We start from the raw sequence: 12,624 nt of genomic DNA, 5'->3' as shown, positions 1-12,624 counted from the left end.
CAAAAAAAACTCCTCTGGTGACCAAAGGAGTTTTTTTATGATAAGATGTGCCGCTACCGCGGAAACTGCACGCCGCGGTAGTTGTTGGGGTTCAGCTGTGGTACATTGGAGCCGTAGGCTTGGTTGATAGCCTTGATCATTTCGTTGGTCACAATGGCGTAGCCACGAGGAGTAGGATGCACGCCGTCCAATGAAAACAGGTTGCCACTAACGAAGGCCGCCGTATTGGTTACTCCATTCGTCACCACTCCCGACCGCGCTATAGTGTTGAAGTACGCATTGGCATCGAATACCGCCAAACCTTTACGAGCTGCTGCTGCCTGAATTACAGCATTCAGCTCTGTCGTACGGGTGGCTACCGCCGCAGCTTCCGCATTGTCGAGAACTAGGTTGTTTGGCAACGCGTTGGCGGAAGCGGCGAGAGCAGTAGCTACCTGAGGAGAGGCGCCCGGAATAACTAAGCCAATGCCATTAGGGAACGGACTGGTTGCGGAAGGTGTGTTGATGACGCTACGTGCTGGCAAGAGCAGCAGGTCCGTTGCCACAGCCTCGCGCACAGCTCCCGCGCCGGTAGCGCTGGTGCGGATGTAGAGGCCAAAACGGGTGCCCGTGGGAAGCGGCGAACCAGCGGGCAGACCCAGTTGGGCTACGATAGAAGGAACCAGTGCCGCCGGAATGGGAGTGGCGTTGACCTGTGCAATTACGGCGGCCGTCGGTATGGTCGTGAAAAGCGGTACGCTTGTCACATTCGGAATCGTTACCAGTACGCCTTCCGCTTCCTCAACGGTCAGGGCGTCTACTACCTGGTTGTATTTGGTGGTAAACTCTGCCACCGGAGTAAGTGGCGCGGCCGTTCCGCCAGAACCCGCAAAGCCCAGCACGTCATTGTTGCCGAGCCAATTGGTAAAGAACGTAGGCTTTATCGTGCTTACTCTTTCCTGCACGTACTGTAAGTAAGACAACGCACTACCAGCGGGCAGCAGACGCTCAAAATACGGGTTAAATCCAACGGGATTATTCAATCCGTAACCTGGCGTCGTGACATCCGCAACGCGAATGCCTGGTACTCCCAGGTTTTGGTTGTTGGTTTCCGTGTAGCGAGTGAGCAAGCGAGTACGCCCGTCAGCCCCCAGGCCACGTTCCGTAGCCAGACCAGTGGTTTCACGGCCAATTGTTGGGTTACCGTTGCTGAAAGCGGTGATCCTCAGAAAGCCGCTACCATTGGCTTTATCGGCCGGAAACAGAGGCTGGATAAACTCTCCGCCCCCAGTGGCCTGAAATTGCTGTGCTAACAGAGCAGGATAGGAACTGTGCTGTCCTTCCAGATACAAACCATCATCGGAGAAACCCGCCGTGAGCGAGTTGCCGACGGCGATGTAACGGGAGAAATCGGCGGTGCCGGCGCTGGACTTAATGTCGCCCTCCAGGTCGGGCTGGCAGGCGGTGAGGCTGAGGCCGAGCAGCGCCAGAAAGGGCGCAAACTTGCGAAACGCGGGAGTTTTCATGGGAGTAAAGGCGAGACGCGGTTAGAAGTTGTAGTTCAGGCCGATGCCTGGAATGACGATGTTGGTCTTGTAGGTACCGGCAATCCGGTCGGTGGTGCCGTTATTGACAAGATCCGCCTGGGTTTGCGTGCGCTTCTTGATCGCAACGTATTGCGTTGATACATCTACTCCAAATTTGCCGAATGAGTAAGAAGCTCCCAGCGTCCCACAGACACGGTCATTGTCGGGCGTTTCGGGCGTCACGTAGCCATTTTTAATGGGAGTGATATCGTAAAACCCACCTGCCCGCACTACCAAACCGCTAGTGAGTTTGTACTGCCCACCTAGACGGAAAGTAAGCGCATCTTCATAGAAGCGCTTCGACTCGCTCCGGTTGCTAGGACCTACGTTCTGGTCGAAGTCAAACACGAGTGTGCGGTACTGGCTCCAATGCGCAAAGTTTGCATCGAGGCCGATGGTCAGGTTTTCATTGGGCGTGATACCAATACCAATGCTAGTGGTAGCTATCAGCGGTAGCGTAGCGTTGAACTTGGTGGCTTGGAAGTTCCCGGCAAAAGACGGCGCGATGTCGGTAAATGTCACATCACCGTCTTTCACTTGGGCGTCGATCTTAGAGCGGTAACTGATACCTACGCTAAGTTTTTCGGAGGGCTTAAAGAAAATGCCTGCGTTGAAGCCAATTTTATTCTCGGCTTTTCCATCCAGCTCAATATGCCCAAAAGAGTCGGGCAGCGGAATGTCGCGCTGCAAGTTCACTGAACCATAGGCCAATATGGTCAGGCCGGCACCTATGCTCAGCTGATCGGTGAGAGCATAGCTAACGGTAGGCTGCACGTAGATGGACTCCAGCGTAATGTCCGTTAGGGAAGTGCGGCCTTCCCAGTTATCTGCGTATTGCAACTTGCTGCCGAAAGGTGTGTACACAGCAATACCTGCCCGAAACTTGCCTTCAGCCGGGCCGAAGCCCGCATATAAGTTGAAGGGTGTTACGGTGCTGTTCCGCAGTTCGCGCTGGGTGTTGCTGCCTTCCGCCACAAAAGCCAGACGCGCTAGTGTGGCGTTTACCCCTAGCTGCACGCCTCGGTCTTTTACCATAGCCAGCGCGCCAGGATTATAAAACATGGCAGCTTGGTCGAGGGAGAGCCCTACGCCTACGCCACCCATGCCGTTGTTCTTCTGGCCGGCCAGCGTTACCTGGTAGCCGCCCGCCGAAGCAGCCGTACCCGTGAGCAGCGTACCACTCACTAGGAGTAGAGTTTTTAAAGTCATATGAGAGAGTGGGAAAAGTGAGAATTTGGGGTTGATGCGACTAAATGTAGGGAGAAAAACGGTTTTTAGTAGGCGTGCCGAGTATTTTTCAGCCGTCGGCGGGCCACAAAAATGCTCATAAGCCGAGACTATTTCGCTGGGCCGCAAAATTTGGTGAGTCAGGGCTCACTTTGCCGCTGCCTCGTCGTTGATTACCTTCCGGCTTTGCAGGTTGAGGCGCTGCCCGGCCACGAGCAAATGCACGCGCATATCCTGCCCACTTATCGGCTCGCCGCGGCCCGTACGGCCCAGGTTGATATCGTGCAGTTGGCGGCCATCCACGGCCATTACTACCCCATCGCCGAACACCTCGGCCTCTTTGCCGCCCCGAATGATGACGCCAGTTTCTTCGGACAACCCTAGCCCCAAAGACATGGGATGGGCCAGTACGGCATGCGCCAGCCGTCCGAAGCGGCCACGCTCCACAAAATGCTGGTCGATGAGCAGGTTAGGAAGCAAGCTCAGGCCGCGCATGGTCTCGATGCCACCTTTGCGTACGGCCCGCCAACCGTAACCTTCTATCAGCATATAGTCGGGCAGGGCGGCGGCCCCGGCGCTGGTACCGGCTATGATAAAGTTGGGCTCGGTGTGGAAACGATGCTGGAGCTGTTCTAGAAACTTGGTTCCGTGGAGGCGCTCGGCAATGAGCTGCTGGTCGCCGCCGGTGAAGAAGACGAGGCCGGCGCGACTAAGGCGGCGCAGGGTCATGGGCGCATCGGCGGGGTGGCGTTCGTTGAGCGGTAGGTGGCGCGCGGTAATGCAGCCAAGGTCGCTCAGAGCTTTTTCGTAGGCGGCACCCGTCTTGGCTCCGTCGCGCGAGGCAGTGGTCAGGATTTCGACGGGCGTGTCCAGCGAAGGCAGCAGGTCGGTGAGCAGGGCGAGCATCGCGTCATCGTCGCCGCCACCGAGGGCAACGAGGGTTCCGAGCGGCAGCGCGGCAGGCGTTGATGAAGGCATAGGAAGCGCGAGGGGAACGATTCAAATGTACGTGCGTGGCTTCTATTTGGTACGGCATGCGGAGTTCAAACGGCGAAAGTCCTCTTAGCAAGGTGTTTTGGCGGGTGGCCGATGGGAACCAGATGCCTGGCACCTAATGTCCGGCTTACGGCGCTTTATTTTTTCGTGAACTACCGCAGCATAGTGCTGAGAAAACCAACGGATTCCGGCTACTTTTGCGCGCCGTTCGTGCCACCAACCCCATTTGCCTAGCGAGACACGCCCCCTCTTCTTGTTTCATGAATCAGCACCCGACCACCGACCAGATTACGTCCCTGATTCAGGAGGGCGAGTTTTTCAAGCTCAAAGAGATTCTTAAGAATTTCGAACCAGGCGAGCTAGTGGAGTTGATTCAGGAAGAAGAGGAGCGAGAGCAGCTCATTATTTTTCGGCTGTTGCCCCTCAAGCTGGCTACGCAGGTGTTCGAATACCTGGATCTGGAAGTACAGAAGCACTTTCTGGCCAACCTCTCGCAGGAAAAAATATCCGACATCCTCAATGAAATGTCGCCCGACGACCGGACGGCGCTGCTGGAATTTCTGCCCGACGACTTCGTAAAGGAATTGATCCAGACACTTTCGGAGCCGGAGCGCAAGGTGACGTTGGAGCTGCTGGGCTACCCGGAGTACTCGGTGGGCCGCTTAATGACGCCCGACTACATTGCCATCCGCGAAAACTGGACCGTGCAGCAGGTGCTCGATTATATCCGGCGGCACGGCGGGCAGTCGGAAACGCTGAGCGTGCTGTACGTGACGGACCCGCGCGGCGTGCTCATCGATGACATTCGCATCCGGGAGTTTCTGCTCTCCGACCCCGAGCGGCGCGTGAGCGAGCTGATGGACCGGCGCTACGTGAAGCTCAATGCCATGCAGGACCAGGAAGCTGCCATCGACGTGTTTCGCAAAAACGACCGAGTGGCCCTGCCCGTCGTCAACGATGATGGCGTCCTATTCGGCATCGTCACGATTGACGACATTCTGGACATCCGGGAGGAAGAAGACACCGAGGACATTCAGAAGTTGGGCGGCTCCGAAGCGTTGGACGAGCCTTACCTGTCCACGTCTATCTGGGGCATGGTGAAGAAGCGGGCCGGCTGGCTGGTTATCCTGCTCATCGGCGAAATGCTGACCACCTCCGCCATGCACCATTTCGAGGACGATTTGCAGAAGGCGGCCGTACTCGGGCTGTTCATTCCGCTCATTATTTCGGCCGGCGGCAATGCGGGCTCGCAGGCTACGTCCCTCATCATCCGGGCCATGAGCCTGGGCGAGTTCACGCTCAGCGACTGGTGGCTGGTGATGCGGCGCGAAATTCTGTCGGGGTTGCTGCTGGGCTTGATTCTGGGCGTGGTGGGCTCGTTGCGCATCGTGCTGTGGGCCACTACCATCGACCCGGGTTATTTCGGACCTTACTGGCAACTGATTGCCATAACGGTGGGATTTTCATTGTTGGGCATTGTGCTCTGGGGGGCGCTGTCGGGCGCTATGCTGCCCATGCTACTCAAGCGCCTCGGTTTGGACCCGGCTACCGCCTCGGCACCTTTCGTGGCTACGCTCGTGGACGTGACGGGGCTTATTATCTACTTCTCGGTGGCTACCGCCGTGCTGAGTGGCACCTTGCTCTGAGTTGAAGCCGTATGTAGAAGCCTGACATCGGTGCCCACAACAGTTCAGTAAACTGACCGAGTGGGTGCCGGTGGATGCTTCTCTTCCGCTTCGCTCATGACCGAGAAACTTCTCACGCAGCAAGACTGCCACTTCGCCTGGCTGGACCTCACCAGCCCTTCCACCGCCGAGCTGCAAGCCGTAGCCGAGCAGTACGACCTCCCCGATTCGCTGGTGCGCGACTGTCTGGAGCCCACGCACTTGCCCAAGTTTGAAACTACTAATGGGCTGAACTTTGTGATTCTGCGCGTGCTCAGCCTGCCCGACAACCACCAGGCGGACACGATTCAGGAGCTGAGCACCAAGATTGCCATTTTCTACGCCACCGACTATCTGATTACTGTGCACCGCCGCCCGCACCCGGTGTTGAGCGAACTGAAAAACGTGGCCCGCTCGCCCGGCCAGGAATGCAACTCCCCGGCCGAGGTGGCTATTCATCTGGTGCGCTACGCACTCAATAGCTACGTGCAGCCGGCCCTGCTGCTTACTCGGGAGCTGGATAACTACGAGGCCGAGATATTTCTGAAACGCGAAGTGCCGGATGCCTTGCAGGGACTGTACTTTCTGAAGCGCAAAGCCTCCGCCGCCAAGCAGCTGCTCCTGCTCACGCGCGACATCCTGGCCATGCTGCGGCGGCAAGTAACCAAAGCCACCGCCGGTACCGAAGCGGCCGAGGCCGACGCGACGCTGCTTCAAGACACGCAGGATTTGCAGGTGAAAGTGGAAACGCTGTACCAGCAGCTCGATGGAGGCGCCACCAACCTGATGAACCTGTACCTATCGTTGTCGTCGCAGCGCACCAACGAGACCATGCGCGTGCTGACAGTGTTTTCGGCCTTTTTCCTGCCGCTGACGTTTATTGCCGGCGTCTACGGCATGAACTTTCAGTACATGCCCGAACTCACCTGGAAGTATGGCTACCCAGCCGCTATGGTGGCTATGGTGCTCATATCGGTGGGCATTTACTCGTGGTTCAAGCGTAAAGGCTGGATTTGAATTGTTGAATGGCTGCATTGTGTATTAGAAGCCTCAAACAAGTACGCTGTTCTGAACATTGCTTTACACAAGCGAGCCTTCCCTATGCCATTTTTCTATCCTACGCTTCCAAAGACTGTGCTCCGTTTCTGGCGGCTGGGTGGGCTGGTGAGCAGTGGGCTGCTGGCGGGCTGCGTCGCGGTGGGGCACGTGCCGACGCTCGAGCCCGGCGACTATCAATTTTATCGAACCAATGACGCTGCTCTGGCGGCTACCGTGGGTAAGGACCGCGCCTTTTACATGGAGCAGGTGCAGGACTCGTTGCACTTTCTTTCGCAACCCGAAGCCAATATGGTTCCTCGCCGCTTCAGCTACCCAGTGCGCCGCGGCCAACACGTTATTCTAGTACAGCGTAGGTTCGACCTTGACGTCTTCACTATTCCCTTCAAAGCCCGGCCCCCTCAGGGCTCGGTCCCGGTACAGCTCAACACCAACTTCAACGCTGCGCTGTATTTCGGCCGGCGCCTGGACTTCTACCACGTCAATAGCCGAGTGCTGCCCGGGGGCCGGCAGACGCCGCACATCCGCACCGTCGGTCTGGGCTACGGCTTGTTTACAGGGCTGGGCTCTACGGCCATCAACGCGGATGTGACGCAGCACCGAAACACGGCCGAATACGAAGGCTTCGTGGTGCACGCCGGTGGGGCCGTGATTTACGATGCCCGCATCTTCAACCTAGGTTTAGCCGTGGGAGCCGACCAGTTGCTGGGGCCCGACGGCAGCAACTGGCTTTACCAACGCAAGCCGTGGTTCGGGGTGCTGTTCGGGTTGGATTTAAACTAGGCAGTATGTGCATTGCTGCCACAGCTGTTTTTCAGTTGCTTTATCGTCATCGCATCACTTAGCAAGAACTTCTATTTAAAGCTTAGTATGTGCTTGCATAACTGTATACTCCGTTTTCACACGTTGTAGCGTAGCAATTAAATGGCTGTAATCCGAAGGGCTCATCCACCCGAACCCGTCCTGAATAGCTTGCTCAATAGCCGCTTCTACCTGTGGCTTGATAGCATTAGCAGCGGGAGCGAGCCGGATAATTTTCTCGCGCCGACTGTTAGGGTGCGGCGTACGATAAACGAACTGCTTTTGCTCCAACTGGTCGATTAACCGCGAGGTTCGGGCCCGATCTTTACCGATTACCGCCGCGAGTTCCTGTTGGTTTTTGCTGTCTTCGTGCCAAAGACTATTCAGAATAGGATACTCCTCCATACTCAAGGCAATACCAGCGGCGGCGAGACGCACATCCACCTGCTTCTTCAGCAGCACATGAATTCCATAAATGAGGTGCCCCGGCGAGACGGCTAGATTTTCAGCTTTGTAGCGATGCATGATTCAGGGAACAAAAGGCCGAAGTTACGGTCCATCATGATGGCTGTTTGCGGCCAGAGTGTTATTTGCTGGGTAGGCTCCCGTCACTTCGTAAAGATGCGCATCAAATGACGTAGCTAGTTCGGCCACCCGCCGCCCAAAACTCGCAACAGCCGGATGCTGCCACGCCGCTGCTACCGCTTCCCGAGATTTATATTGTGCGTAGTTGGTGACCCGCACACCGTCCAAGCTTTTATGAATACTAGCTGAAACGAAGCCCGGCACGTGGCTATAAATGCTGTCAACTGCCTCAGTAAGTAGATCAACAAGTTGCTGCTGGTTTTCAGGCAGGCAGATGTGTACATTAATAAGCGTCACTACGGGTTGCGTTTGGCTGATTGCAATGGTCATACCGAATGCTATTGAGTTATTTTGAAAAAGAACCGGCAGCCAAACGCGTGTCGGTTAGCCAGCGCCACACGGCTTCCTGCATTGTAGTTGGTGCCCCAAACAGTTGGCCTTGCGCCTCAGTGTTGGCTACGTATTGGCCCGATGCCAAGTAGTGTATTGTCGCTCCAATTTCGCCGGTGGGCGTAGGAAACTGCTGCACTTCTAGTGGAAATGCTAAAGCGCGGGAAAGCTCGGCGGCAATGTCGCGGAAGGAGGCGGGCTCCGCCATACCCAAGTCAATGCGGCGGCCTTCTATGCCGGGCGTAGCAATGGCTTGCACTGCATAACGGGCAACGTCTTTGGAGAGCACAAAGCTCAGAGTAGCGTCCGGATCCATCATCACGGGCAACTTGCCTGCCTGGATAGCGGCAGTGCTTTGGTTGAGCAACTGATCCAAAAATCCCCCGGGCCGTAGCGCCACAAACGGCACCTTCAATTGCTCAAATACATTTTCGGACCGAAATTTTTGGTGAAAGTGCGGTACTACAACGGCTTTGTCGGCAGTGAGGACACTCACAAAAATCAGGCGTTTAAGCCCAACCTGTTGCGCTGCTTTGGCCAGATTTCGATTACCCACATCATCCACGGTATCTAAGCTATCCTCGGGCCTCCGTCCTACGTAGCCAGCTGCGCTGGTCACTACGGCATCTACCTTGCTGAGCGCCGCCAGCAAAGAAGCTCTATCGGTCAAGTCGCCCTGCACGATTTCTGCGCCTAAAGCTTCGAGGGCAGTGCTTGAGCTTCCCTCCCGAACCAAGGCGACTACCTCATACCCAGCAGCTTTAACTTCCTGGGCAATTTGGTAGCCTAAATACCCCGTTCCGCCAATGACAAGTACCCGTTGCGGCCTACTGGTCGTGTCTGTTTCCTTCTTGTCCATGATCCTGCGATTGTTTTTAACTGTTGTAGGCAACAACAATTAAGACAAAAGGTTCTGCCCGCCTCGGAACCAACCTCTAGCAGTGAATCAAAAATCTAGCTTCCCTCGGTTGGCCTTCTTCTCAGCGTGCTTTTTTTTGGATTCCAAGCGTTGGCGCACGGCTCCTTTACTCGGCTTGGTGGCTTTGCGGGGTTTGGGTTTGTGCAGGGCTTTGGTGAGTAGCTCGTGAAACTTGCGGAGCGCGGTTTCGCGGTTGCGCAGCTGGCTCCGGTCTTCCTGCGCTACTACCAGCATGTCGCCTTCGGTGGTGAGCTTGGAGGCCAGCTTTTGCAGCAGCGTCTGCTTCTGCTCGTCGGTGAGCAGCTGGGAGTCCGGCAGGCGGAAACGCAGCTCCACGCGGCTTTCCACCTTGTTCACGTTCTGCCCGCCCGGCCCGCTGCTGCGGCTGGTTTGAAACTGAAGTTCGGGCAGGAAGTCTTCGGCGGGCGGCAGCATGGTGCGTTTGCGTTGGTGTTGATGGGTTACGTATCGTTGTCTATTTTGATGGGTTTGCGTACTAAGTCGATGAGCCGCAGGTTTCTCGCTGCGCTTACTTCATCATCTTCCAAAGCAGCCACCCCAACAACGCAAAGCGGCTTGTCCAGGCCAGAGTGCGGACCCAATTGGTGCGCACCAGCCCGTCGATGGCTACGTAATCGTACCCTTGGGCGAGGCGGTTGTGGAAAGGCACGGAGATAAAGAAGGTAGCCGCCCAGATGAGCAGCACCAAGCCCAGGCTCCACCATGCGGCGGCCCCTAGCGCTCGGCCCTGCCACGCCAACCCAGCGGCCAGCCCAAGCTCTAGCACCATCGGAGCCATCACCACCCAACTAATACCACGCGAATGCGCTTGGTGGAAGGCCACGAACTTATCGGGGGCCACTTGCGCGAAACCCGGATAGTGCACGAGTTGTACAGTCCAGATAAGGCCAGTGAGGTAAGCAGCCACGGCGAAGTTGAGCAGGAGGAGAAGCTTGAGAGACATAGGCAGCCCAAGGTAACGCCAGGTTACGAGAATGAGTTAGCTGGGTGAAATAGGCCCGTGCGCCCACCCAAGCTAGGCCAGAAAAATATTCCGAACCTTATGGATAAGAACCTACTCTTTTACAAACCGGCGCGTCTGCCGCTCACCCCGCACGAAGTACACGCCCCTGGGCAATGCGCTAACGTCGTTCAGTCCCGTTATCAGCGTCCCGACCTGTTGACCGAGCGTATTGAATAGCAACCACGGCGTGTTGGCAGCGCCACTACTGCGCACGGTTAGGGTGGCGGTAGCTGGCGAAGGAAAAACGTCGAGCATTCCGGCAGCCAACGCGGGCACTTCCACCGCCACCACCGGACTGTAGGTCGTTTGAAGGTCCTGGTCAACTTGGCGCAGGCGGTAGTAGTTCAGCCCGCTGGAAGGCGCGGTATCGGTCCAGGTATAGGCGGTGAGCCGGGCGGTGGTACCCGCGGCGGCCACCTGGCTTAGCTCGGCGAAGGCGCCATCGGGCAATCGTCTTTCCAGAGCAAAGTAGGCGCTGTTGACTTCCTGGGCAGTTGCCCAAGTCAGGACAACCTGGCCAGCCCGTTCTTTCCCAGTGAAGCTCAGCAGCTCGACTGGCAGCGGATTGGTGCCATAGCCAACCGTGAGCTGCGACAATTCACGGAGTTGCTTGCTGACTACTACGGGCGAGGAAGCGTTACCGGTATTGGTACCCGCCACGCCGGCCAAACCCCAAGGTCCACCCGCCAAAGGGCGCTGCAACACTCGTAGCTGGTTGAGGGGAGTGGTGGGCAGGCCCTCGCTGGTGAGGGCGACGGTGTAGGTGCCCCCGCTCAGGCCGTTTTGGGCTTCAGTCCGCCAGTAAAACGGCGCCGTAGCCGTGAGCGTCAGCGAGCCATCGGTCAGCGGCAAGCCCGCATTATCGGGTGGCGTCGGAAACTGTTCAACCAGCAAGATACCAGGCGCAGTGGGGGGACTGGTATAAGTCAGGGCCAGTTCGCGGTTGCCGGGCACCTGCTCAACGGCAAACGGAAAGCGGCGGATGCCGGCGCTGGTCCCGATAGTGCGGGCGATGCGCCCTACCACGTAGCCCAACGTGCGCTCAATGGCGGGGTCGGTGCCACCCGCGCCTCCGGTCGGGTTGGTCAGTTGCAGCGTGTGCGCAGCGGTGAACAACGGGCCCGCCACCAAGTTTAGCTGGCCGTTCACGGTGGCGTCGGTGGCTAATTCCAGGCCGCTAAGGGCCGTTACGGTCAGGTTGCGCAGCACGGCGGGGCTGGTGGGCAGTTCCGGGCCAGTGATGTCCCTCAGCAGATTGGTGTACACCAAATCCACTTGCCCGGCGAAGGTGGGCGTGCCACGCAGCTTGCCAGCAGCGCGCGTCAGCACGACGTTGTTGTCGAGCAGCAGGCTGCCTCCGGCGTTGAGGCGCAGCTCATCCAGCAGCAACGCAAGCGACTTTTGCACCCGCACCGGGCCGGTTATGGTTTTCACCCCGGAGCCGACGCCGGCCACCACGAGGTTGTGGTAGACGAAGGGCGCTACGGCTTGCTCGAAATTGGGCACCCCCGGCAGCCCCACGTACACCACCGTACCAGTCCCCGCCGTGAACCCCGCCGCGTTAGGAAAAACCAGGACGCCGCCCAGAGTAAGCGTGCCCTCGGCCATGAAACGAAGGTTGGAATTGACGAAGTTGGCGGTGATAACGCCGTAAAGATTCACGAGACTCTGCCCGATGCGCAGCTCAGCAGTGCCAAAGCCACCCAACAGAGACGTGCCTCCCGCGCAGCTGAACACCCCGCCGTCGGCTTGCAACACCGTTTGGCCCCCGAACAAGGCTTCCACCACCGTCAGGCCCAGTACCGACGTGGCGCCGCCTTGCGTTCGGAGCCGGCTACCCTCGCTCAAGGTCAGGCTGCCCGTGGTGGTCAGTAGTCCGTCCAGGACCGTTAGCCGCGAGCTTTGAGCGACGGTGATGCTGCCCGCCACGAGCAGGTTGCTCTGGGGGGTGGTCAGCGTCAGGTCGGCGTTGCCGCGCACCGTGAGCGAAGCGCATTGGTTCGAGCCCAAACCACCATTTTGCCCCGACACTACCACGGCGTGGCCGTTACCAATTACTACGGCGTCGCCGGCTAGCGGGTAGCCCGCCACAGTGGCGCCGTTGACCAGGGTCCACGTGGCGGGGTTTGTCCAGTCGCCGCTGGCCCGGCTGCTAAAGCTGGCTTGTCCCCAAGCACTGAAGGCCAAGACTTCAAACAGAATCGCCAGTAGATATTTCATACTCCATACGATACTTGAAACAAGGCAACAGCTCCCGGCGAAAGGGCATACGTACGCGGAATGCTACCTACTCCCAGCTTCTTCTCGCCCCTTTATGGACTTACCTAAAAAGGCAATGAAGGTTACACCATTTGAAGGCCTGAGGGTTTGTGCACGCAACGTGGCATCCAGCAGTTC

Annotated in this window: 12 protein-coding genes; 3 read left to right on the top strand and 9 right to left on the bottom strand. The window is 57.6% G+C overall.

Annotated features, from left to right (window positions below; translation table 11 throughout):
* Positions 1-53 precede the first annotated feature (53 nt).
* The 3 genes from ACYSMN_RS09645 to ACYSMN_RS09635 form a co-directional block, all read right to left on the bottom strand.
* Positions 54-1,505: an SGNH/GDSL hydrolase family protein gene (locus ACYSMN_RS09645; RefSeq protein WP_488923661.1), complete on the bottom strand. Its 1,452-nt coding sequence runs from the start codon at positions 1,503-1,505 to the stop codon at positions 54-56.
* Positions 1,506-1,526: 21 nt separating this feature from the next.
* On the bottom strand, positions 1,527-2,774 hold the full coding sequence (locus ACYSMN_RS09640) for an OmpP1/FadL family transporter (RefSeq protein WP_488923660.1): 1,248 nt from the start codon (positions 2,772-2,774) through the stop codon (positions 1,527-1,529).
* Positions 2,775-2,939: 165 nt separating this feature from the next.
* Positions 2,940-3,770 (bottom strand): cyanophycinase, encoded by an 831-nt coding sequence (locus tag ACYSMN_RS09635; RefSeq protein ID WP_488923659.1) that lies wholly within the window; start codon positions 3,768-3,770, stop codon positions 2,940-2,942.
* 278 nt (positions 3,771-4,048) lie between these two features.
* Between ACYSMN_RS09635 and mgtE the strand changes: the two genes are divergently transcribed.
* The 3 genes from mgtE (at position 4,049) to ACYSMN_RS09620 (ending at position 7,291) form a co-directional block, all read left to right on the top strand.
* Positions 4,049-5,434 (top strand): magnesium transporter, encoded by a 1,386-nt coding sequence (gene mgtE, locus ACYSMN_RS09630; protein WP_488923658.1) that lies wholly within the window; start codon positions 4,049-4,051, stop codon positions 5,432-5,434.
* Positions 5,435-5,530: 96 nt separating this feature from the next.
* A complete protein-coding gene (locus tag ACYSMN_RS09625) occupies positions 5,531-6,469 on the top strand; it encodes a magnesium transporter CorA family protein (RefSeq protein WP_488923657.1) in 939 nt (312 codons plus the stop codon).
* Between the two features lie 117 nt (positions 6,470-6,586).
* Positions 6,587-7,291 carry a hypothetical protein gene (locus ACYSMN_RS09620; protein ID WP_488923656.1) on the top strand — a complete coding sequence of 235 codons (705 nt, stop codon included), beginning with the start codon at positions 6,587-6,589 and terminating at the stop codon, positions 7,289-7,291.
* A gap of 75 nt (positions 7,292-7,366) precedes the next feature.
* Here the strand turns inward: ACYSMN_RS09620 and ACYSMN_RS09615 are convergent, their stop codons facing one another.
* The 6 genes from ACYSMN_RS09615 to ACYSMN_RS09590 form a co-directional block, all read right to left on the bottom strand.
* Positions 7,367-7,834: a MarR family winged helix-turn-helix transcriptional regulator gene (locus tag ACYSMN_RS09615; protein ID WP_488923655.1), complete on the bottom strand. Its 468-nt coding sequence runs from the start codon at positions 7,832-7,834 to the stop codon at positions 7,367-7,369.
* A gap of 24 nt (positions 7,835-7,858) precedes the next feature.
* On the bottom strand, positions 7,859-8,224 hold the full coding sequence (locus tag ACYSMN_RS09610; RefSeq protein WP_488923654.1) for an antibiotic biosynthesis monooxygenase: 366 nt from the start codon (positions 8,222-8,224) through the stop codon (positions 7,859-7,861).
* Positions 8,225-8,240: 16 nt separating this feature from the next.
* A complete protein-coding gene (locus ACYSMN_RS09605) occupies positions 8,241-9,143 on the bottom strand; it encodes an SDR family oxidoreductase (RefSeq protein ID WP_488923653.1) in 903 nt (300 codons plus the stop codon).
* Between the two features lie 87 nt (positions 9,144-9,230).
* A complete protein-coding gene (arfB, locus tag ACYSMN_RS09600) occupies positions 9,231-9,638 on the bottom strand; it encodes an alternative ribosome rescue aminoacyl-tRNA hydrolase ArfB (RefSeq protein ID WP_488923652.1) in 408 nt (135 codons plus the stop codon).
* A 94-nt stretch (positions 9,639-9,732) separates the two neighbouring features.
* Positions 9,733-10,167, bottom strand: a complete 435-nt coding sequence (locus ACYSMN_RS09595) for a hypothetical protein (RefSeq protein WP_488923651.1) — start codon at positions 10,165-10,167, stop codon at positions 9,733-9,735.
* A 111-nt stretch (positions 10,168-10,278) separates the two neighbouring features.
* The gene (locus ACYSMN_RS09590) at positions 10,279-12,447 is read right to left on the bottom strand and encodes a T9SS type A sorting domain-containing protein (protein ID WP_488923650.1); all 2,169 of its coding nucleotides are present in this window, start codon (positions 12,445-12,447) and stop codon (positions 10,279-10,281) included.
* Positions 12,448-12,624 lie beyond the last annotated feature (177 nt).

It is taken from the genome of Hymenobacter sp. M1-2, assembly GCF_057808495.1.
This window is presented reverse-complemented; position numbering and strand designations above follow the sequence as displayed.